Raw genomic sequence first — 22432 nt, forward strand, 5'->3', positions numbered from 1 at the left:
GCGTGGTTCAGGCCAGACCGGCCTGCTTCATCACTTCGGCGGCGTAATCCTCGACCACCTTCTCGATGCCTTCGCCGACGGCCAGGCGCTGGAAGCCGATGACCTCGGCGCCCGCTGCCTTCAATACGGCCTCGACCGTCTTGTCGGTGTCGAGCACGTAGGGCTGGCCGTAGAGCGTGACCTCGTTGACGATCTTGTTGATCTTGCCGCTGATGATCTTCTCGAGGATGTCGGCCGGCTTGTTCTTGTCCTTCTCGGACATCTTGGCCAGTTCGATTTCCTTTTCCTTCTCGACGAAATCCGTCGGGACGTCGCTCGCCTTGTTGTACGGCGGGTTCATCGCCGCGACGTGCATCGCCAGGCCGCGGGCGAGTTCGGCGTCGCCGCCCTTCAGTTCGACCAGCACGCCGATGCGGCCGCCGTGCACATAGGCTGCGACATTGTTGGCGCTCTCGACGCGGGCCAGGCGACGCACCTGCACGTTCTCGCCGACCTTGGCGATGACCGCGGCGCGGGCTTCTTCGACCGTCTCACCCGATTCGACCGTGGCCGCCTTCAGCGCGTCGGCGTCGGTCGCGCCGGACGTCAGCGCGGTCTGGGCAACCACCTCGGTGAAGCGCAGGAAGTTGTCATCCTTGGCGACGAAGTCGGTCTCCGAGTTGATCTCGACCAGCACCGCGGTGCTGTCGTTCTGGGCGGCGGCGATGCGGCCCTCGGCGGCCACGCGATCGGCCTTCTTGTCGGCCTTGGCCAGGCCCGACTTGCGCAGCGCCTCGGCGGCCGCGTCGATGTTGCCGGCGTTCTCGCTGAGCGCCTTCTTGCATTCCATCATGCCGGCGCCGGTGCGCTCGCGCAGTTCCTTGACCAGGGATGCGGTGATTTCCATTGGGGACCTCTGAATGCTGGGAGTGTCGGACGGGCCGGGACCCGTCGGGGAATCGACGCCGGCGACGCGCGATCGGCGGCCGGCGTGATGCGCGGCCGCCCAGCATGGGGCGGCCACGTGTCGCCGCCGTTACTCGGCGGCAGGTGCCGAGGCGGCCTCGGGCTTCGCGTCGTCGGCCTTCTTGCCGCGCGGCGCGCGCGCCGGCTTTTCGCCGCCTTCGCTGAACTCGTCTTCGCGCACGGTGGCAGCGCTCGGCGCTGCGGCCTTGCCCTCGAGCACGGCATCGGCGGCGGCGTTGGCGTACAGCTGCACGGCGCGAATGGCGTCGTCGTTGCCCGGGATGGCGTAGTCGACCAGGGCCGGGTCGTAGTTGGTATCGACCACCGCGATCACCGGGATGCCGAGCTTCTTGGCTTCCTTGATCGCAATGTCCTCATGACCGATGTCGATCACGAACAGCGCGTCGGGCAGACGGTTCATGTCCTTGATGCCGCCGAGCGAGGCTTCCAGCTTCTCGCGCTCGCGGCGCAGGCCCAGCACCTCGTGCTTGACCAGCTTGTCGAAGGTGCCGTCGGTTTCGGCCGCTTCCAGCTCCTTCAGGCGCGACACCGACTTCTTCACCGTGGCGAAGTTGGTCAGCGTGCCGCCGAGCCAGCGCTGGGTCATGAACGGCATACCGCAACGCTCGGCTTCTTCCTTGATCGCGTCGCGCGCGCTGCGCTTGGTGCCGATGAACAGGATCATGCCGCGCTTCTGCGCGATGCCCGAGATGAAGTTCATCGCGTCGTTGAACAGCGGAACCGTCTTCTCGAGGTTGATGATGTGGATCTTGCCGCGGGCGCCGAAGATGTACGGCGACATCTTGGGGTTCCAGTAGCGCGTCTGGTGGCCGAAATGAACGCCGGCTTCCAGCATCTGGCGCATGGTGATCTGGGGCATTGCAGAACTCCTGATAGGGAACCGGCCGCCAGGCGTGTGGTGTTGGCGGTCCACGTCGCCGTGGGGCGACGCGGGGGGTTCCGGGGTTGGGCCTCCCCGCGGCCTCCGTCATCCAGATCCCATCGTCGAGCGACGGAACACCCCGGAAACGGGCAGTGGCAGCGGGTGTGTATTTGCCGGTGACGCCCGGCATGGGCGGCGCGGCCTCCGATGGAGTGTCCGCAGCCGGCGAAGTGTAGCAGCGCGCCCGGCCGGGCGCCAGCAGCCCCCGCGTCGGCGTGCCGCGCGCGTCGGCACGCCGGGTTCGCCGCCACGGCCGGGGATGCGCGCGGGGCAGGGGTGCGGCGTTTTGCGCGATAATGCGCGCATGAGCATCCACACCAAGACGCCCGAAGAAATCGAGAAGATGCGCGTGGCCGGCCGGCTGGCCGCCGAGGTCCTGCAGATCGTCGCGCCGCACGTGAAGCCCGGTGTGACCACCGAGGAACTCGACCGCATCTGTCACGACCACATCATCCGGGTCCAGCAGGCGATCCCGGCCAACGTCGGCTACAAGGGCTATCCCAAGACGACGTGCATCTCGGCCAACAACGTGATCTGCCACGGCATCCCGAGCGAATCGAAGGTGCTCAAGGACGGCGACATCATCAATATCGATGTCACCGTCATCAAGGACGGCTGGCACGGGGACACGAGCCGGATGTACTTCGTCGGCACGCCGTCGGTGATGGCGCGGCGCCTGGTCGAAGTGACCCGGGAAGCGATGTGGCGGGGCATCCACGCCGTGAAGCCGGGCGCGACGCTGGGCGACATCGGCCATGCGATCCAGACCTACGCCGAGGCCGAGCGCTTCAGCGTGGTGCGCGAGTATTGCGGTCACGGCATCGGCAAGGTCTACCACGACGAGCCGCAGGTGCTGCATTACGGCACGCCGGGCACGGGCGTGGTGCTGAAGGAAGGCATGACCTTCACCATCGAGCCGATGATCAACGAGGGCACGCGCTTCACCAAGGTGCTGCCCGACGGCTGGACCGTCGTCACCAAGGACCGCCGCCTCTCCGCACAGTGGGAGCACACGGTGGCGGTGACGGCCGACGGCGTCGATGTACTGACCCGCATTCCGGGGGACGACAACGACCCCTTCCTCGACGGCGCCGCCCGCTGACGTGACCGAACGCGCCGCCATGTCCGTTCACGGCGCCGACTGCGGCGATGCGGCATGGGTGGCGGAGGCGCGCGAGGCGCTGGCCGCGCACGACGCGCGGCTGAGCCAGGGCTTCGACGCCGGCCAGCACATCGATCGCCTGCTCGCCGCGCGCGCCAACGCCGTCGACGGCTGGGTGCGCAAGGCGTGGGCCCGCTGCATTCCGGGCGACGCGCCGCTGGCCCTGTTCGCCGTCGGGGGCTACGGGCGCGGCGAGCTGTTCCCGCACTCCGACATCGATCTGCTGGTGGTCGGCGCGTCCGACGTGCAGACGGCGCACGCGGACGCGCTCAGCCGGATGCTCGCCCTGCTGTGGGATCTCGGATTGCCGGTCGGCCACGCCGTGCGCAGCTTCGAGGAATGCACCCAGGCCGCGGGCGACGTCACCGTGCTGACGGCCTTGCTGGAAGCGCGGCCGCTGCTGGCGAATCTGGCGGAGGTGCGGGCGCTGATGGATGCCATCGGCGTCGACAAGGTCTGGCCGGCCGCGAATTTCTTCCAGGCCAAGCGCCGGGAGCTCGAAGTGCGCCATGCGCGTTTCGGCGACACGGCCGACAACCTCGAACCCAACATCAAGGACGGGCCGGGCGGCCTGCGCGACGTGCAGAACCTGCGCTGGATGGCGCGGCGCGTGCTGGGCGTCTACGGCACCGAGGAGCTGATCGCGCTCGGTCAACTCGGTGTCGATGAGCACGCCACGCTCGAACGCGAGCGGCGCACGTTGTCGCGACTCCGTTTCGGTCTGCACCTGGTGGCCGGCAAGGCGGAAGAGCGCCTGCGCTTCGACCATCAGAAGAGCCTGGCCGCGCGTCTGCACCATGTCGACGAGGCGGACAATCCGCTGGTCGAAAAGATGATGCAGGAGTTCTACCGCAGCGCGTCCGTGGTCCAGCGGATCAGCGAACGGATGCTGCAGCGCTTCGAGGAGCAGATCGAGGGCGAGGGCGAGCTGGTGCCCGTCGACGCCGAGTTCGCGACCCGGCGCGGCTATCTGGTGGCGCGCGACGACGTCTGGCCGGGCGGCGATCTCGCCCGCGTGTTCGACCTGTTCGCGGTCTGGGCCGATCACGCGTCACTGCGTGGCCTGCATTCGCAGACCGCGCGCGCGCTGGCGGAATCGCTGCACGCGCTGCCGGCATGGCGGCAGGCGCCGATGGCGCTGCGCGAGCAGTTCATGGCGCTGCTGCGCGGGCCGATGCCGGTGCGGACGCTCGAGCGCATGGCCCGGCTCGGCGTGCTGGGCGTGTGGATTCCCGAGTTCGCGAACGTGACCGGCCGCATGCAGTTCGATCTGTTCCACGTCTACACCGTGGACCAGCACACGCTCGCGGTCCTGCGCAACATGGCCAGCTTCGCGTCCGAGGCGCCCGACGAGCGGTTCTCGAGCGCGCATGAAGTCTGGCCGCAACTGCGCAAGCCCGAGCTGCTGCTGCTGGCGGGCCTGTTCCACGACATCGCCAAGGGGCGTGGCGGCGACCACTCGGAACTGGGCGCGGTCGACGCGCGCGAATTCTGCGAAGGCCACGGCCTCGGCGAAACCGACACCGCCCTGGTCGAATGGCTGGTGCGCCGGCATCTGCTGATGTCGACCAGCGCGCAGAAGCTCGACATTTCCGATCCCGCGGTGATCCACAAGTTCGCCACCGAAGTCGCCGATCGCGAACGGCTCGACTATCTCTATCTGCTGACCTGCGCCGACATCGCCGGCACCTCGCCCAAACTGTGGAACGCCTGGAAGGACCGGCTGCTGACCGACCTGCGCAGTGCGACCCGGCTGGCCTTGCGCCGCGGACTCGAACATCCGGTGGCCGCGGTCGAGCGCATCGCCGAGTCGCGCGACCGGGCGCGTGGGCTGCTGTCGGCGCACGGCGTGGACGATGCCGAAGCCGATGCCCTGTTCGCACGCATTCCGCAGGACAGCTTTCTGCGCGGGCGGGCCGACCAGGTGGTGTGGCAGGCCCTGGCCCTGCGCGAGGCGGGCGCCGGGGTTGTGGTGGTCGCTGTTCGCCGCCTGCGCGCGGGCGCCCAGGCGCTGGAGGTGTTCGTGCATTCGCCGGACCGCGACGGCCTGTTTTCCGCCATCGTCATCACGCTCGACCGGCTGGGCCTGGTGATCCAGCAGGCGCGCGCGCTGGATGGGCCGGGCAGCACCATCTTCGATCTCTTCCAGGTATTGCCGGCCGATTCACGCCAGACGCTCGACCTGCGCGCGATCGAGCACAGGATCGCCGAGGCCCTGGCCGGCGACCTGGACCAGCGCCCCGCACGCCGCGCGCAGCCGCGTCACCTGCGCCATTTCCGCGTGCCGCCGCGCATCGAGTTCAACACCAGCGTCGACGCGCGGCACACCGTCTTCAGTCTGGTCTGCACCGATCGCCCCGGTCTGCTGGCGGATGTCGCGCATGTGCTGCGCGCGCGCGGTGTACGCGTCCACGATGCGCGTGTGGCCACGTTCGGCGAGCGTGTCGAGGACGTGTTCCGGTTGAGCGCTCCGGACGGCGGGCTGCTGGACGAGGCCGCGCAGGAGGCACTGCGCGAGGCGCTGCTCGCGTCGATCGATGGCGACATGGCACGATAGCGCCCCGTTTTCGCGACACGACACGCCCATGACCGACGCCCTGCGCACCACCATCGAAGACGCGTTCGCGCGCCGCGCCGAACTGACCGCCGCCGAGATCGGCGACGCCGTCAAACCGGCCGTCGAACAGGCGATGCAGGGGCTGGAGTCGGGCGAGCTGCGCGTCGCCGAGCCGGACGGCAACGGCGGCTGGCAGGTCAACGAGTGGCTGAAGAAGGCGGTGCTGCTGTACTTCCGCACCAACGACATGGCCGTGGTCGACGCCCAGCCGGCGCCGTTCTGGGACAAGGTCGAACCGCGGTTCGCCGGCTACGACGAAGCGAAGTTCAAGGCCGCCGGCGTGCGCGTGGTGCCGGGTGCGGCCGTGCGCCGTGGCACCTACTTCGGCCGCGATGTGGTGCTGATGCCGAGCTTCGTCAACATCGGGGCGTATGTCGGCGAAGGCACGATGGTCGATACCTGGGCGACGGTCGGCTCCTGCGCGCAGATCGGCAAGCACGTCCACCTTTCGGGGGGCGCGGGCATCGGCGGCGTGCTCGAGCCGCTGCAGGCCAGCCCGACGATCATCGAGGACCACTGCTTCATCGGCGCGCGCTCGGAAGTGGTCGAGGGCGTCGTCGTCGGCCACCACAGCGTGATCGGCATGGGCGTGTTCATCGGCCAGTCGACGCGCATCTACAACCGTGCCACCGGCGAGATCAGTTACGGCTACGTGCCGCCGGGCAGCGTGGTGGTGTCCGGCCAGCTGCCGGCCAAGGACGGCTCGCATTCGCTGTATTGCGCGGTGATCGTCAAGCAGGTCGACGAGAAGACGCGCAGCAAGACCAGCGTCAACGATCTGCTGCGTGGCCTGGCGGACTGAGTGCCATGACCGCGACCGTCTACGGCCTGAAGAACTGCGACACCTGCAAGAAGGCGACGAAGTGGCTGGACCGCTTCGGCGTCGCATATACCTTCGTCGACTACCGCGACGCCAAGCCGACGCCGGAGAGGCTGGTCGAGTGGGCCGGCACGCTCGGCGGCTTCGAGGCGATGGTCAACAAGTCCTCGACCACCTGGCGCCAGCTGCCGGACAACCGCAAGGCCGCAGCCAGCGACGCGGAATGGAAGCTGTTGCTGCGCGAATACCCGCAGTTGATCCGGCGTCCGCTGGTGGTCACCGATGATGGCGCGATCACGCAGGGCTTTTCCGACAACGGGTTCAAGAAGCGCTTCGGCATCGGTTGATGCGGTGCGTGCACGGCATCGCGCCACGGTCGCGTGTTGGCACGCGGGGCGGTGCAGGGCGGGGCGACCCTGCCGCGGAATGCTTGATCGCGCGCGAGCGCGCGTCTATACGAGAGGCCCATGTCCGACGTCCTTGATCTCACCCGTGACCTGATCGCCCGCCGTTCCGTCACGCCCGATGACGCGGGCTGCCAGGCGCTGATCGCCGCGCGCCTGCAGGCCGCGGGGTTTTCGATCGAGTCGCTGCGCTACGGCGACGTCGACAATCTCTGGGCCACGCACGGGCAGGGCGCGCCTGTGCTGATGCTGCTGGGCCATACCGACGTGGTGCCGAGCGGGCCGGTCGAGGCCTGGACGTCCGACCCGTTCCTGCCCGAGATCCGCGACGGCGTGCTCTACGGCCGCGGCGCGGCCGACATGAAGAGCGGCGTCGCGGGATTCGTCGTCGCGGCCGAGCGTTTCGTCGCGGCGCATCCCGAGCACGCCGGCACGCTCGCACTGCTGCTGACCTCCGACGAGGAGGGCGATGCGATCGACGGCGTGCGACGCGTCGCGCGCACCTTCGAAGCGCGCGGCACCCGCATCGACTGGTGCATCACCGGGGAGCCGTCTTCGACGGAGACGCTCGGCGATCTGCTGCGCGTGGGCCGGCGCGGCAGTCTGTCGGCGACGTTGACCGTGCGCGGCGTGCAGGGCCACGTCGCCTATCCGGACAAGGCGCGCAATCCGATCCACGACGCGGCGCCGGCGCTCGCCGAACTCGTCGCCAGGCGCTGGGACGAGGGCTACGAATCCTTTCCGCCGACCAGCCTGCAGATCAGCAACATCGCCGCCGGCACCGGCGCGACGAACGTGATCCCCGGCACGGCGACCGTGCAGTTCAACCTGCGCTACACGCCGCACTGGGACGCGTCGCGACTGGAGGCGGAGATCGCCGCGCTGCTTGATCGCCACGGACTCGACTACACGCTCGCCTGGCACCGCAGCGGCGAACCCTTCTACACGCCGGAAGGTCCGCTGCGCGCCGCCGCGCGCGAGGTGCTGTCCGCGCATCTGGGCCGCGCGCCGGAGGAAAGCACCGGTGGCGGTACGTCGGATGCACGCTTCATCGCGCCGCTGGGCGCGCAGTGCATCGAGATCGGGCCGGTCAACGCCAGCATCCACCAGGTCGACGAGCACATCCGCGTCGCCGATCTCGACGCGCTGCCTGACCTGTACGAGGCGCTCATCACGCGTCTGCTGCCGCCGGCCGGCTGACCCCGCGCGTCGCCGGGCATCGACGCCTGCACGTGCATGCTCGTCCCTGCCGTTCCGCTGCGAGCCCGCCATGTCCGACTCTCTGATCGTCGCCTGCCCACGCTGTCACAGCCGCAACCGCGTCCCTGCCGCGCGCCTCGGCGATGCGCCCACCTGCGGCCGCTGCGCCGCCGCGCTGCGCCCGGAGACGCCGTTCGCACTCGATGCCGGCGGTTTCGATGCGCACGCCCTGCGCGCGGACGCGGCCCTGCTGGTGGATTTCTGGGCGCCGTGGTGCGGCCCGTGCCGGACGATGGCGCCGGCCTTCGTGGCGGCGGCACGCGTGCTGGCGCCGGAGGTCGCGCTGGCGAAGGTGGACACCGAGGCCGACCCGGTGCTCGGCGGGCGGCTCGGCGTGCGCAGCATCCCCACGCTGGTGCTGTTCGCCGGCGGTCGCGAACTCGCGCGCCAGTCCGGCGCGATGCCGGCGCAGGCGATCGTGCAGTGGACGCGCGCCCAGCTGCAGGCGGCGTCGCTCAGACCCAGCCGGTGAGGTAGTACAGCGCGATCACCGCGAATACCGCGGCGGTGCTGATCAGGGTGATCGCGAAGATGTCCTTGTAGCTCTGGCGGTGGGTGAGACCGGTCACCGCGAGCAGGGTGATCACCGCGCCGTTGTGCGGCAGCGTGTCCATGCCGCCCGAGGCCATCGCCGCCACCCGGTGCAGCACCTCCATCGGAATTCCGGCCGCCTGCGCATTGGCGATGAAGCTTTCGGCCATCGCCGCCAGCGCGATACTCATGCCGCCCGACGCCGAGCCGGTGATGCCGGCGAGCGCGGTCACGGTGACCGCTTCGTTGACCAGCGGATCGGGAATCGAGTTCAGCGAATTGGCGACCAGCAGGAAGCCCGGCAGCGCGGCGATCACCGCGCCGAAGCCGTACTCCGATGCGGTGTTCATCGAGGCCAGCAGCGCGCCGCCGACTGCGGTCTTCGTGCCCTCGGCGAACTTCGCCGTCACCGGCCGCCAGGCCAGGCACAGCACTGCGAGAATGCCGACCAGCAGTGCGCCCTGGACCGCCCAGATCGCGGCGACGCGCGAGATCTCCTGGACCACCGGTACCGCGTCCTGCATCGCCGATGAGGGGAACGTGTGACTGCTGCCGTAGAGGCGCGGGATCCACAGGGTGAACAGCTTGTTCGCCACGCCCACCAGCACCAGCGGCAGCAGCGCGATCAGCGGATGCGCCAGCCGGCCGCCGGCGAACGGCTCGGGTTCGTTGCGCAGTTCGCTGCCGTAGCCTTCACCGGCCGCCACCGCGCGGCGCCGGCGCCAGTCCAGATACAGCATGCCGAACGCGAAGATCAGCACCGAGCCCAGCGTGCCCAGCACCGGCGCGGCCCAGGAGTCGGTGCCGAAGAACGCGGTGGGAATGATGTTCTGGATCTGCGGCGTGCCGGGCAGGGCCATCATCGTGAAGGTGAAGGCGCCGAGCGCGATCGTGCCCGGGATCAGCCGCTTGGGAATGTCGCTCTGGCGGAACAGCTCGGCCGCGAAGGGGTAGACCGCGAACACCACGACGAACAGCGACACGCCGCCGTAGGTCAGCAGCGCGCACACCACGACGATCGACAACAGGGCCTGCTTCGGCCCGAACAGCCGGATCGTCGCGGCCACGATCGATTTCGAAAACCCCGAGATCTCGATCAGCTTGCCGAACACCGCGCCGAGCAGGAACACCGGGAAATACAGCTTGAGGAAGCCGACCATCTTGTCCATGAACAGGCCGGTGAACATCGGCGCGACCAGGCTGGGGTCGGTCAACAGCACGGCGCCCATCGCCGCGATCGGCGCGAACAGGATCACGCTGTAGCCGCGGTAGGCGACCACCATCAGGAACACCAGCGCGCCGAGCACGATCACGAAATCCATGGCGTCACACACTTCCCCGCGGCCGGACGGCCAGATGGGGCGCAGTGTCGGCAGCGCCGCCCGCCGCAGCCATTGGCCGAAGGTACGATGCCGCCCACCGCGCGGGCTCCCTAGTCTTGCCGTCGGGCGGCAGCGTGCCGCACGACCTGGCGACCCGTGGGAGGGGACACATGACGCGCAAGACGATCCGGTATTCGACACTCGGTCTGGCCATCGGCCTCGGCCTCGCCATGCCGGCGGTCCACGCCCAGCAGGCGGCGCCGCAGACGACCGCCGCGCAATCGAACGCAGCCACGACGCTCGATTCGGTGACCGTCACCGCACGCCGCCGCAGCGAATCGATCCAGGACGTGCCGGTCGCGGTCAGCGCCTTCGGCGAGGAACAGCTCAAGGACCTGCAGGCGAGCAACATCGACGGCCTGCAGGGCGCGGTGCCCAACCTCAATATCGTGCAGGGCCGCGGCTCGGCCAACAGCGTCAACGCCTTCATCCGCGGCATCGGCCAGCCCGATGCGCTGCAGACCTTCGATCCGGGCGTGGGCCTGTACGTCGACGACGTCTACTACTCGCGCATCAACGGTGCGTTGTTCTCGCTGTTCGACGTGCAGCAGGTCGAAGTGCTGCGCGGCCCGCAGGGCACGCTGTACGGCAAGAACTCCACGGGCGGCGCGATCAAGGTCACGACCAAGAACCCCTTCGACGACACCGGCGGCGCGGTCGAGCTCACCGGCGGCGACCACGGCCGCGCCGAAGGCCGGTTCTACGTGTCCGGCCAGCTCAGCGACACGGTGGCCGCCAGCATCGCTGGCGCCTGGCTCAACCACGACGGCTTCATCCGTGACCGCGACACCGGCAAGCACTACAACGACGACGACACCCGCGCGCTGCGCGCCAAGATCGCGTTCCAGCCCACCGACGTCTTCCGCGCGACGCTGTCGCTCGATTACACGAAGCAGGACGCCGCGCTGTCGCTGGGTCAGCCGACCGCCCCGCTGCGCCGGACCGACCTCGCGCTGGGCACGGTGACCCTGCTGCCGGCACCGACCGGCGAGTTCGACTTCACCGCGCGGACCTCCTTCCGCCCCGACCAGGGCCAGTCGCTGAAGCACTCGGGTGTCTCGCTCGCGGCCGAGTGGGACCTGAGCAACGCCGCGTTGTTCAAGAGCATCACCTCCTACCGCGAGCTGGAAACGAATTCCTTCATCGACATCGACGCATCCGAGTTCGAGCTCGGCGACGTGCTGGTCGCGCTGGACCAGAACCAGTTCAGCCAGGAATTCCAGCTCCAGCTCGACAACGGCGGCAACCTGCAGACGACGTTCGGCGCGTACTACATGAAGGAGGACGTGCCGTCCTACCAGGAGGCCTATGCGGACGATCTGTTCGCGTTCGCCGGCGTGCCGATCTCGTTCCTGCGCACGATCGGCGACGACCTCAGCACCGAGAGCATCGCCGCGTTCGCGCATGCCAACTGGGAATTCGTGCCGACCTGGACGCTGGCCGCCGGCCTGCGCTGGACGCGCGACACCAAGACCTATGACCGCAGCACCAGCACGTTCTGGGGAGCGCCGTTCACCGCGCTCGGTGAAACCGTCGCGTTCAGCGCGAAGAAGAGCTGGACCGCGTGGACGCCGTCGGTGAGCCTGCAGAAGGCGTTTTCCGACAACCTGATGGGCTACGTGTCGGCGAACCGCGGCTTCAAGTCCGGTGGCTTCAACGGTCGTGCGAACAGCGCGGCCGATGCGGCGGCGCCGGACTTCGATCCGGAGTTCGTCTGGACCTACGAACTCGGCATGAAGGGCAGTTCGGCCGACAACCGTCTGCGCGGCAGCGTCGCCGCGTTCTGGAGCGAGTACAAGGATTTCCAGGCGCGCGTGTCGCAGGATGTCGGCACGTTCCCGGTGCTCAATGCCGCCGAGCTCGAAATCAAGGGCATCGAGTTCGAGGGCACCGCGCTGCTCGGCGAGACGACGACCCTCAGCGCGCAGCTCGGATATCTCGATGCGCAGTACAAGCGGTTCGACGATTTCCGCCTCGATCCCGCGTTCCCGGGTTTCGACCCCAGCGTCAACCACGACCACGTGCCGTTCTCGCCGGAATGGACCGCGCGCGTGGCCCTGCAGCACGGGTTTCCGCTCGCCAACGGCGGCATGGTCAGCGTCGGCGGCGACGTGTCGTATCGCAGCGACACCTGGCTGTCGGTCGACAACCGCCCCAACCTGAGCCAGGACGCCTACACCCTGGTCGGCGCCTACGGGGTGTGGGATTCGCCGCAGTACGTCTGGCAGGTGCGGGCGGGCGTGCGCAACCTCACCGATCGCACCTACAAGGTCGAAGGCCAGGAGTTCGCCAGCGTCGGCAACATCCAGACCGCGTACTACGGCTGGCCGCGGAACTGGTACGTGTCGGTGCGCTACAACTTCTGATGCGCCCGGCTCGCGCATCCGTGTCGAAGGCCGCCTCCGGGCGGCCTTCGTGCGTCGGGCGGCTGCGGTATGCTCGGCCGCGATTTTCGGGGGATCGCCACGCCGTGACGCTGCGTTCGACATCGGGCCGGGCACCGACGACATGCTGAGCGTCGGCGTGGTGATCGCCGCGGTCGGCCTCTGGCTGGTCGCGATGTTTGCCGCCGCGGTCTACGGCGAGCGGCACGCCGACGCCTTCGCCGCGCGCTGGCGCCACGTCTACGTGCTGTCGCTGGCGGTGCACTGCACGTCGTGGACCTTCTACGGCACGGTCACCCAGGCGGCGCGTTACGGCTGGCCGCTGCCGCCGACCTTCCTCGGCGCGATCCTGTTCCATCTGCTCGCCTGGCCGGTGCTGGTGCGGCTGGTGCGGCTGGCGCGCGAGAGCAATGCGACCTCGCTGGCCGATCTCATCGCCACGCGGCTGGGCCGGGACGCGTGGCTCGCGGCCACGGTGACGCTGGTCGTCGCCCTGGGGCTGGTGCCCTACATCGCGCTGCAGCTCAAGGGCATCGCGATGAGCTACGCGACGCTGCTCGGCCATCCGCCGGCGCAGGCCGAAGCCGCGGCGCCGTGGCAGGACAGCGCCCTGTACGTGGCGCTGGCGATGGCGGCCTTCACGATGCTGTTCGGCACCCGGCGCGCCAGCGCGGCCGAGCACAACCGCGGCCTGGTGCTGGCGATGGCCTTCGAATCGCTGTTCAAGCTCGCGGCGATGCTGGCGTTGGGCCTGTTCGTCTGGTTCGGGCTGCGTGGCCTGCCGGAGGTGCCGGCGTCGCCGCTGATCACGTCGGCCGGTGGCTTCGTGCCGCTGGTGCTGCTGGGTGCGGCGGCGATGTTCATCATGCCGCACCAGTTCCATGTAGGCATCGTCGAATGCCGCGACGAGGCCCACGTGCGCGCGGCGCGCTGGCGGTTTCCGCTGTACCTGCTGCTGATCGCGCTGCCGATGCTGCCGCTGGCGCGTGCGGGCCAGGCGCTGCTCGGTGATTCGGTGTCGTCGGACATGTACGCGCTGGCGCTGCCGCTGGCGATGGGGCAGGAGGGGCTCGCGCTGCTGGTGTTCCTCGGCGGGCTGAGCGCGGCGACCGGCATGGTGGTGGTCAGCACGCTGACCCTGAGCCTGATGATCGGCAACCACTGGTTCGCGCCCGGGCTGCTGCGTGGCGTGTGGTCGCGCGGCGACGGCAACGACCATCGCGGTGCGTTGCTGCTGCTGCGGCGGGGCGTGATCGTCGCGATCATGCTCTCGGGCTGGCTCTACAGCCGGCTGGTCAGCGGCAACGATGCACTGGCCGATGTCGGCGCGGTCTCGTTCTCGGCTCTGGCCACCCTGGTGCCGGCGCTCGGCTTCGCGGTGTTGCGGCCGCAGACGCCGCCGGCGGCGGCACTGGCGGGCGTGGTCGCGGGTTTCCTGGCCTGGTGCTGGGTGATGCTGCTGCCGATGCTGATGCTGGTGGTGGACGCCCAGCCGCAGTGGTTGCGCGACGGCCCGCTGGGCCTGGTCTGGCTGGCGCCCGATGCGCTGTTCGGTCTGACCGGCTGGAGCCGCCTCGGCCGCGCGGTCGGGGCCAGCCTGTTCGTCGGCACCACGGTCACGCTGATCGCAGGCCTGCGCCACGGCCCGGTCGTCGAGCCGACGCCACGGCCGGGCGCGAGCCGACAGACGCTGGCCAGCGCGGGGCGACGCTTTCTGCCACCGGCCCGGGTCGAGCGCCTGCTGCGTGATGCGCCGATGCAGGGGCCGGTGCCGGTCGCCATCCAGGCCCGGCTCGAGCGTGAACTCTCCGCCGTGCTCGGCGCGGCCTCCGCGCGCCTGCTGCTCGAGGCCGCGCGGCGCGATGCCGGCCCGGACCTGGAAACCGTGGTGCAGATCGTCGGCCAGGCCTCGCAGGATCTGCGCTTCAACCAGCGGGTGCTGGAAGCTGCGCTGGAGAACATGAGCCAGGGCATCAGCGTCGTCGACGAGCGTCTGCGCCTGGTGGCATGGAATGCGCGCTACGCCGAACTCTTCGCGTATCCGCCTTCGCTGCTGCGCGTCGGCGTGGAGGTCGCCGCGCTGGTGCGCCACAACGTGAGCACCGGCCTGATCGGTGCGGTCGCCGTGGAGACGGAGGTCGAGAAGCGCCTGCGCCACATGCGTGCGGGCACACCCTACGTCGCCGAGCGCGCACTGCGGGGCGGCCAGGTGATCGAGATCCGCGGCAATCCGATGCCCGGCGGCGGCTTCGTCGCCACGTTCACCGATGTCACCGCGTTCCGCCGCACCGAGCACGCGCTGCGCCTGTCGAACGAGACGCTGGAGCAGCGCGTGGCCGAGCGCACCGACAGTCTCGACCAGGCACGGCGCGAGGCCGAGCGCGCGAATCTCGCCAAGACACGCTTCCTGACCGCGGTCGGCCACGACCTGATGCAGCCGCTGCACGCGGCCCAGCTGTTCACCGATGCGCTGGCGCAGCAGGTGCCCGGCGACGTGGCGCCGCGCCTGCGTCAGCTGCGCGGCGCGCTGGAGTCGACCAGTGACCTGCTGACCGGCCTGTTCGACATGTCGCGGCTCGAAGCCGGCGGCCTGGTGCCGCAGCCGCGCGCGTTTCCGCTGGCCGAGGTGCTCGCGCCCTTGGCGTCCGAGTTCGCCGCCCTCGCCGCGGACCGCGGGCTGGTGTTCCGCCACGTGTCCAGCCGGCTCTGGGTCGACAGCGATCCGCAGCTGCTGCGTCGCGTGCTGCAGAACTTCCTCGGCAACGCGGTGCGCTACACCGCGCACGGCGGGGTGCTGATCGGCGTGCGGCGGGCCGGCGGGCGCGTGCGCATCGAGGTGCACGACACCGGCCCGGGGATCGACGCCGCGCAGCAGGCGGTGATCTTCGAGGAATTCCGGCGCGGCGACGGCGCGGCCGGGCAGGGGCTCGGTCTCGGGCTCGCGATCGCCGACCGTATCGCGCAGCTGCTGCAGGCTCCGATCACGCTGCGCAGCCGGGCGGGGCACGGCACCGTGTTCTCGATTGCCGTGCCGCGCGCAGCGGCTGCGCATGCGGCCCTGCCGCCGGCGCGGGCCGGGTTGCGTGATGCGCGGGTGCTGGTGGTCGACAACGACCCCGCCGCGCTGACAGCCCTGGGCGAACTGCTGCGTGGCTGGGGCTGCCGTGTCGATGCGGTCGCCGACGGCGTCGCCGCCGAACAGGCGCTGGCCCGGACGCCCGCCGACCTGTGGGTGTTCGACTACCACCTCGACGCCGGCGACACCGGCATCGCATTGCAGGCCCGGCTGGCGGCCCGCTTCGGTGCGCGGCCGACCCTGATTGTCAGCGCCGACGATACCGGCGCCGTGCGCGGCGACGCGCTCGCCACGGGCCTGTCGCTGCTGCCCAAGCCGGTGCGACCGCTGGCGCTGAAGTCGGTGCTCGATCGCATGCGCGCGATGCGCGGCTGAGGACGGCTGGTTCCATCGCGGCAATGTTCGGGACGGGGCGGTGTGCGCGGAACGCTACAATCGCCGGCCCCGATTCGCCGGCCTTGCCCGATGCCCTATACCCCGATCGTCGCCACCCTCGGCTACGTACTCTCGCCCGATCGTCGCCAGGTGCTGATGATCCATCGCAATGCGCGGCCCGGCGATCATCATCTCGGCAAGTACAACGGCCTCGGCGGCAAGGTCGAACCGGACGAGGATGTCGTCGCCGGCATGCGCCGCGAGATCATGGAAGAGGCCGGTATCACCTGCGAGGCGATGACCCTGCGCGGCACGATCAGTTGGCCCGGCTTCGGCAAGCACGGCGAGGACTGGCTCGGCTTCCTGTTCGTGATCGACGCCTGGAGCGGCACGCCGATGACCTCGAATCCGGAGGGCACGCTGGAGTGGGTCGATGTCGACCGCATTCTCGAGCTGCCGCTGTGGGAAGGCGACCGCCAGTTCCTGCCGCTGGTGTTCGACGCCGACCCGCGCGCGTTCCACGGGGTGATGCCCTACCGCGACGGACGCATGCAGTCCTGGTCGTTCTCGCGGCTGTGACCGCGCACGCGGGACCGGAGCGCTGACGCCGCCGGCCTGATCCCGCGGGGGCGGCCCGGCGTGCCTCGCCGACGCCGCGGCGGATGGCGGCCTGTCACGCGCTCAGCCCTTGCCCGCCGGCGCCAGCGCGATCAGCAGCCCGCGCGCGGTCTTGATGCGGGCCTCCGCGTCCGGCAGGTCCAGGGTGATGCGCAGCTTGTCGGGGCCGTCCATCTTGTAGTGTTTGGGTTGGCCCTGGATCAGCCGGATCACCGCCATCGGATCGACGCTGGGTTTCTCGGTGAACTGCACGCGGCCGCCGGCCTCACCGAGGTCGAGCTTGCGCACGCCGAGCGCGGTCGCCTGCAGCTTGAGGTCGGCGATCGCGAACAGATGTTTGGCCGCGTCGGGCAGCAGGCCGAAGCGGTCGATCATCTCCACCTGCAGTTCGCGCAGCTTGTCCGTGTCGCGCGCGCTGCTGATGCGCTTGTAGAGCATCAGGCGCGTGTGCACGTCGGGCAGGTAATCCTCGGGGATCAACGCCGGCACATGCAGTTCGATGTCGGCGCCGCGGGCCTCGACGGCGTCGACGTCCGGCAGCTTGCCCTGCTTGATGCTGCGTACGGCGCGTTCCAGCAGCTCGGTGTAGAGGTTGAAGCCCACCTCCGCCATCTGCCCGCTCTGGCCTTCGCCGAGCAGCTCGCCGGCGCCGCGGATTTCCAGATCGTGGGTCGACAGCGTGAAGCCCGCGCCCAGTTCGTCCATCGACGCGATGGCCTCCAGGCGCTTCTTCGCATCGCTGCTGATCGAGCGCTGGTCGGAAATCACCAGATAGGCATAGGCGCGATGGTGCGAGCGACCGACGCGCCCGCGCAGCTGGTGCAGCTGGGCGAGGCCGAACTTGTCGGCACGGTTGATGATGATGGTGTTCGCATTGGGGATGTCGATGCCCGATTCGATGATCGTCGAGCACAGCAGCACGTTGAAGCGCTGCTTGTTGAAATCCAGCATCACCTTCTCGAGTTCGCGCTCGGGCATCTGGCCGTGCGCGATGCCAATGCGCGCCTCGGGCACGAGCTCTTCGAGTTCGCGCTGCATGCGGCCGATGCTCTCGACATCGTTGTGCAGGAAATACACCTGGCCGCCGCGGCTGAGTTCGCGCTGGAAGGCCTCGCGCAGCTGCGCGTCGTCCCAGGGCACGACGAAGGTCTGCACCGCCAGGCGATGCGCGGGCGGGGTGGCGATGATGGACAGGTCGCGCAGCCCGGCCATCGCCATGTTGAGCGTGCGCGGAATCGGCGTGGCCGTGAGCGTGAGCAGATGCACGTTGGCGCGCAGCGCCTTGAGCGCTTCCTTCTGGCGCACGCCGAAACGTTGTTCCTCGTCGACGATCACCAGGCCCAGATCCTTGAACTTCACGTCGCTCTGCAGCAGGCGGTGCGTGCCGACGATGACGTCGAGCGTGCCGTCGGCGATCTTGCCGATCTCGGCCTTGATCTCCTTGGTGCTCTTGAAGCGCGACAGCACCTCGACCCGAATCGGCCAGTCGGCGAAGCGGTCGGCCATCGTGCGGTAGTGCTGTTCGGCGAGCAGCGTGGTGGGGACCAGCACCGCGACCTGTTTGCCGGCCGTGGCGGCCACGAAGGCCGCACGCACCGCGACCTCGGTCTTGCCGAAGCCGACGTCGCCGCAGACGACGCGGTCCATCGGCTGGCTGGAGCCGAGGTCGCGGATCATCGCCTCGATCGCCGCGTGCTGGTCCGGCGTTTCCTCGAACGGGAATGCGGCCGCGAACGGCTCGTACATCGTCCGGTCCACTTCCAGCGCGAGGCCCGCGCGCGCCTGGCGCTTGGCCTGGATTTCCAGCAGCTCCGCGGCGACGTCGCGCACCTTGTCGGCGGCTTTCTTGCGTGCCTTGGTCCAGGCCTCGCCGCCGAGCGAGTGCAGCGGCGCGGTCTCGGGCGAGGCGCCCGAATAGCGGTTGACCAGGTGCAGCTGCGAGACCGGCACGTACAGGCGATCGCCCTTGGCGTATTCGATGTCGAGGTATTCGCCCGGCTGGCCGCCGGCCTCGAGCACGACGAGCCCGCGGTAGCGGCCGACGCCGTGGTCCTCGTGGACGATCGGCGCGCCTTCGCTGAGCTCGCCGAGATCGCGGATGATGCTCTCGGGATCGCGCGCCGCGACGCGGGTGCGGCGGCGCGGCTGCGCGGCGCGCTCGGGAAACAGCTGGCGTTCGGTGAGCAGGGTCAGCGGCGGCGCATCGAGCGCGAAGCCGTTGTCGAGCGGCGCCACCGCGATCGCGAAGCGGGTTTCGGTGTCGGCCAGGAAACCCGGCACGTCCGGCAGCACGACGGGGCGCAGCCCGCCGGCATGCAGGATTTCCAACAGCGCCTCGCGCCTGCCGGCCGAATCGGCGGCGATCAGCACGCGGCCCGGATACGTGTCGAGGAAACGCAGCAGGGCATCGGCCGGGACGTGATCGCGCGCAGCCAGCGGCAGATCGGGCGCGGGCTGGTCGCCGAGCGTCGATGCCTGGGCATGGCGCGGATGCTCGGCATCGCAGATCTCGATGCGCGCGCCCTGGTTGAGCCGCTCGCGCAGCACGTCCGGCGCCATCCACAGCTCACCCGGCGGCAACAGCGGCCGTTCGATGTCGTGGCGCAACTGGTCGTAGCGGTGGGCGATCTGCTGCCAGAACTGGTCGGCGCAGGTCGAGGTGCCGATGTCGATCACCGGCAGGGTGTTCTGGGGCAGGTAATCGAACAGCGTGGCCGTCGCCACCGGTGCCGTGCCGGCGTCGATCAGGGCGCGTCGCGGCGCCTCGAAGAACAGCGGCAGGTAGTACTCGATGCCCGCCGGGGCCGCGCCGGCCTTGAGGTCCTGGTAGAGACCGCTGCGCCGGGTGTCGATGTCGAAGCGCTCGCGCAGCGCATCCATCGCGCGCGTGGTGGCGGCCTCGTCCAGCGGCACCTCGCGGCCGGGCAGCATGCGCAGCGCGTCGATCCGCTCGAGCGAACGCTGGGATTCCGGATCGAACGCGCGGATCGACTCGATCGCATCGTCGAACAGCTCGATGCGATACGGCCGGTCGGCGCCCATCGGATAGACGTCGAGCAGGCCCCCGCGCACGGCGAAATCGCCGGGATCGTGGACCTGGGGCACGTGGCCGTAGCCCGCGCTCTCGAGACGGCGCTTCTCCGCCTCGAAATCCAGTGTCTGACCCACGCGCAGGTCGAAACTGTTGCCGACCACGTGGCGCACGGGCGCCAGGCGTTGCATCAGCGTCTGCACCGGCACCACGACGATGCCGCGGGCCAGGCCCGGCAACCGGTGCAGCGCGGCCAGACGCTGGGAGACGATGTCCGGGTGCGGGCTGAACCGGTCGTAGGGAAGGGTTTCCCAGTCCGGAAACGGCAGCACGGGCAGGGAGTCGTCACCGGCGCCGAGCGTTTTCAGATCGTGTTCGAGCTGATGCGCGCCGTGGTTGTCACGCGTGACCAGCAGCAGCGGACCCGGATGCGCGGCGGCCGCCTGGCGCACCGCCCAGGCCAGGGCACTGCGGCTCGCAGGCGCGCGCCACCACGCACGGGACTGGCCGGCGGCGGGCAGAGGCGGAGTGGAGACGACGGATTTGGGCATGCGGGAGTTCGGCAACGGGCGCGGATACGACAGCAGCGCCCTGGGCCTCGCGGCCGGCGCTGCATGCGCAGAAGTCTAAACGAAGGCGTCTCGGGACCTGCGACCGCCGCAGGCCCGCGGTGCTCAGCCCAGCGTCATGCCCGGCGTCGGTTCGGGCGTCGCCGCGCGCTTGAGTTCCAGTGACACGCGCACCATGCCCGGCGTGTCGATCGACTCGCGCTGGAAGCCGAGCGACTTGGCCAGCGCCAGCATCGGTTCGTTCTCCTCGAGCACATCCCCGTACAGGCGTTCGAGGCGCTTGCCCTTGGCCCAGCGGACGAGGCGGCGCATCAGGTGCCGCCCCAGGCCCATGCCGGCCACGTAGTGGCTGACCAGAATGTGGAACTCCGCCTGCCGCGTGCCGGGCAGGATCGCCGCCCGCGCCACCGCACCCACCAGCGCATCGCCGGGCGTCAGCGGTTCTGCCGCCACGAGCACGAACTCGGACTTCGGATTGGGCTGGGTCAGCCGGCTGGCGGTTTCCGGGGAGAGTTCGGGCTTCGCGTACAGGAAGCGTTGCCGCACTTCGTCGGGTTCGAGCAGGGCGAAGGCCGCGCGCAGCGGCTCGGCATCGGCCGGACGGATCGGGCGGATCAGGACCTGGCGGCCATTGGCGAGGCGGATCTCCTCATGCCACGGGGGAAGGCGGTTGCGTGCGGTCATCGAGGGGAGACACGGAGGCGGTGACCGGACCTTAACCGGAGGCGCGATTCAGGCCTCGTGAAGAGATGAACACGCGCACGGCCGGCCTACGCATTCACTTCGTCCTGCCCAGGTCGCCTCTCAGGCCGGTTCGCGCAGCCAGTGCAGGCGCGTGCTGCCCATGCGGTCCTCGCCGAGGCGTTGCCGCAGTTCCTCCAGGGCAGGGGCCAGGGCGGTCGCCAGCTGCCAGGGGGGATCGAGCAGCAACAGGCCGCTGCCGTTCATGCGCAGCGGCGAATCGTCGGGCCGGACCAGCAGTTCCACCGCCAGGGTGGAGCGGGTCTGCAGCTTGCCGGCGGCCCGGAAGAACGGCGTCAGCGTGCGGCGCTGCTTGATCGGATACCACAGCGCCTGGATGCCCTGCGGCCAGCGGGTCATCGCCTCGCGCATCGCCGCCAGCGCCGTGTCGAACTCGGCCCGCTGCGCCTCGTAGGGCGGATCGATCAGCACCAGGCCCCGCGCGAAGGCCTGACCGCCCTGGCGCGGCGGCAACAGGGCCCGGCAGGCCTCGTAGCCGTCGCGGCCGTGCACGGCCACACGCGGGTCGCGGCCCACCGCCTGCCGCAGTGCGGCCTGGGCGCCGGATTCGATCTCGCAGCAGGCGATCCGGTCCTGCTCGCGCAGTGCATGCGCCAGCAACCAGGGCGAGCCGGGATAGGTCGCCTCGCCGTGCGCGGTGCGGCACGCGGCGACGGCGTCGAGATAGCGGGCGACCGCCGGACTTCGCGCCGGTGCGTCCATCAGCCGGCCGATGCCGCCCTCGGCCTCGCCGGTGCGCTGCGCCTGTTCGTCGAGCAGGCTGTAGACACCGGCGCCGGCATGGGTGTCGAGCGCGAAGCAGGGCGCGGGCTTCACCGTCAGCGCGTCGCAGATGGCGAGCAGCACGACGTGTTTGAGGACATCGGCATGGTTGCCGGCGTGGAAGGCGTGGCGGTAATTCATCGCGACAGCGTACCCGGGACGCAGGCGAACCGGCGCCTGAGGTGCAGGACACACCGGCAGCCGCGGCATGGAATCGCCGTCAGGCGGACGGGATTGCCGGCGGCGCCGTGCACGTCGCCGCGTCGTTCCGGTTCGGCGCGGTCTCGAACTGCCTCCGCGACGCGCGAGGCGGTCCGGGCGCCCCGAGCGACACCAGAGGGGAACGCAACGAATCGATCGTGATGGGCATGGCGTGTGCGTCGTCGCTCTTGTGACCGTGAGTTTGGCCGGTGCCCGGAACGTGCCGATGTCGATGCGCAGTCGCGCCCGCGCACCCGGGGCGCCGACCGGTCTCCGGCCGCGGACGAAGCCTTGCGGCGTCCGGTGGACATCGGTCAGTGCGGGCGCCCTCCGCCGCGCGCGCTTTGGGGGAGCGCTGTTCCGGGACAGGCGGCCGCTGACCAACGAGGTCATGCAGCGCCAGGTCCGTGATCCCGCATCGAGACGTGTGGGCTGCTGCGAGGCACCGACCACGCACCACGCAACCGCGGCGGATCGCGGATTCCCCCGTGGCGGGACGCGTGGTCGGGCTGTATCCGTAGGGGCCGATCGTTCCGCAGGACATCGTGTCGCGCTGGCGGCATTCGGGATGCAGATGCGTGCAGGGCCGC

At 69.9% G+C, this 22432-nt stretch carries 15 protein-coding genes; 9 read left to right on the forward strand and 6 right to left on the reverse strand.

From position 1 onward, the window contains the following. Positions 1-7: 7 nt before the first annotated feature. Together tsf and rpsB are read right to left on the reverse strand one after the other, a co-directional pair. Entirely contained in the window at positions 8-886 is an 879-nt protein-coding gene (gene tsf / locus PQS31_RS07325) for a translation elongation factor Ts (RefSeq protein ID WP_272762014.1), read from the reverse strand. Between the two features lie 129 nt (positions 887-1015). Beyond that, positions 1016-1825 (reverse strand): 30S ribosomal protein S2, encoded by an 810-nt coding sequence (gene rpsB / locus PQS31_RS07330; RefSeq protein WP_272762015.1) that lies wholly within the window; start codon positions 1823-1825, stop codon positions 1016-1018. A 367-nt stretch (positions 1826-2192) separates the two neighbouring features. On the opposite strand from rpsB, the gene map reads away from it, so the two are divergent. The 6 genes from map (at position 2193) to PQS31_RS07360 (ending at position 8623) form a co-directional block, all read left to right on the forward strand. Beyond that, entirely contained in the window at positions 2193-2990 is a 798-nt protein-coding gene (gene map / locus PQS31_RS07335; protein ID WP_272762016.1) for a type I methionyl aminopeptidase, read from the forward strand. A 19-nt stretch (positions 2991-3009) separates the two neighbouring features. Continuing rightward, positions 3010-5607: a [protein-PII] uridylyltransferase gene (glnD, locus tag PQS31_RS07340; protein ID WP_272762017.1), complete on the forward strand. Its 2598-nt coding sequence runs from the start codon at positions 3010-3012 to the stop codon at positions 5605-5607. Beyond that, complete coding sequence (gene dapD, locus PQS31_RS07345; RefSeq protein ID WP_272762018.1) at positions 5588-6469, forward strand: 2,3,4,5-tetrahydropyridine-2,6-dicarboxylate N-succinyltransferase; 882 nt, start codon at positions 5588-5590, stop codon at positions 6467-6469. Before glnD ends, dapD begins: the two co-directional genes overlap by 20 nt. A 5-nt stretch (positions 6470-6474) precedes the next feature. Continuing rightward, entirely contained in the window at positions 6475-6834 is a 360-nt protein-coding gene (locus PQS31_RS07350) for an arsenate reductase (RefSeq protein WP_272762019.1), read from the forward strand. Positions 6835-6954: 120 nt separating this feature from the next. Then, on the forward strand, positions 6955-8091 hold the full coding sequence (gene dapE / locus PQS31_RS07355; protein WP_272762020.1) for a succinyl-diaminopimelate desuccinylase: 1137 nt from the start codon (positions 6955-6957) through the stop codon (positions 8089-8091). A gap of 70 nt (positions 8092-8161) precedes the next feature. Further along, entirely contained in the window at positions 8162-8623 is a 462-nt protein-coding gene (locus PQS31_RS07360; RefSeq protein WP_272762021.1) for a thioredoxin domain-containing protein, read from the forward strand. Here PQS31_RS07360 and PQS31_RS07365 read toward each other — a convergent pair. Further along, positions 8607-10004: a GntP family permease gene (locus tag PQS31_RS07365; protein WP_272762022.1), complete on the reverse strand. Its 1398-nt coding sequence runs from the start codon at positions 10002-10004 to the stop codon at positions 8607-8609. The genes PQS31_RS07360 and PQS31_RS07365 overlap by 17 nt on opposite strands. Before the next feature lie 170 nt (positions 10005-10174). Between PQS31_RS07365 and PQS31_RS07370 the strand changes: the two genes are divergently transcribed. The 3 genes from PQS31_RS07370 (at position 10175) to PQS31_RS07380 (ending at position 16478) form a co-directional block, all read left to right on the forward strand. Beyond that, a complete protein-coding gene (locus PQS31_RS07370) occupies positions 10175-12430 on the forward strand; it encodes a TonB-dependent receptor (protein WP_272762023.1) in 2256 nt (751 codons plus the stop codon). A gap of 142 nt (positions 12431-12572) precedes the next feature. Then, on the forward strand, positions 12573-15899 hold the full coding sequence (locus PQS31_RS07375) for a PAS domain-containing hybrid sensor histidine kinase/response regulator (protein ID WP_272762024.1): 3327 nt from the start codon (positions 12573-12575) through the stop codon (positions 15897-15899). A 90-nt stretch (positions 15900-15989) separates the two neighbouring features. Continuing rightward, positions 15990-16478, forward strand: a complete 489-nt coding sequence (locus tag PQS31_RS07380) for an 8-oxo-dGTP diphosphatase (protein ID WP_272762025.1) — start codon at positions 15990-15992, stop codon at positions 16476-16478. A gap of 102 nt (positions 16479-16580) precedes the next feature. Here the strand turns inward: PQS31_RS07380 and mfd are convergent, their stop codons facing one another. From mfd to rlmJ, 3 genes are all read right to left on the reverse strand, one after another. Beyond that, positions 16581-20099 carry a transcription-repair coupling factor gene (gene mfd, locus PQS31_RS07385; protein ID WP_272762026.1) on the reverse strand — a complete coding sequence of 1173 codons (3519 nt, stop codon included), beginning with the start codon at positions 20097-20099 and terminating at the stop codon, positions 16581-16583. Between the two features lie 123 nt (positions 20100-20222). Beyond that, positions 20223-20801, reverse strand: coding sequence for a GNAT family N-acetyltransferase (locus PQS31_RS07390; protein ID WP_272762028.1), 579 nt, complete (start codon positions 20799-20801; stop codon positions 20223-20225). Between the two features lie 120 nt (positions 20802-20921). After that, complete coding sequence (gene rlmJ, locus PQS31_RS07395) at positions 20922-21782, reverse strand: 23S rRNA (adenine(2030)-N(6))-methyltransferase RlmJ (protein ID WP_272762029.1); 861 nt, start codon at positions 21780-21782, stop codon at positions 20922-20924. Positions 21783-22432: the final 650 nt, after the last annotated feature.

The sequence above is a fragment of the Luteimonas sp. BLCC-B24 genome, assembly GCF_028550595.1.
In the GTDB taxonomy this organism is placed as follows: Bacteria; Pseudomonadota; Gammaproteobacteria; order Xanthomonadales; family Xanthomonadaceae; genus Luteimonas.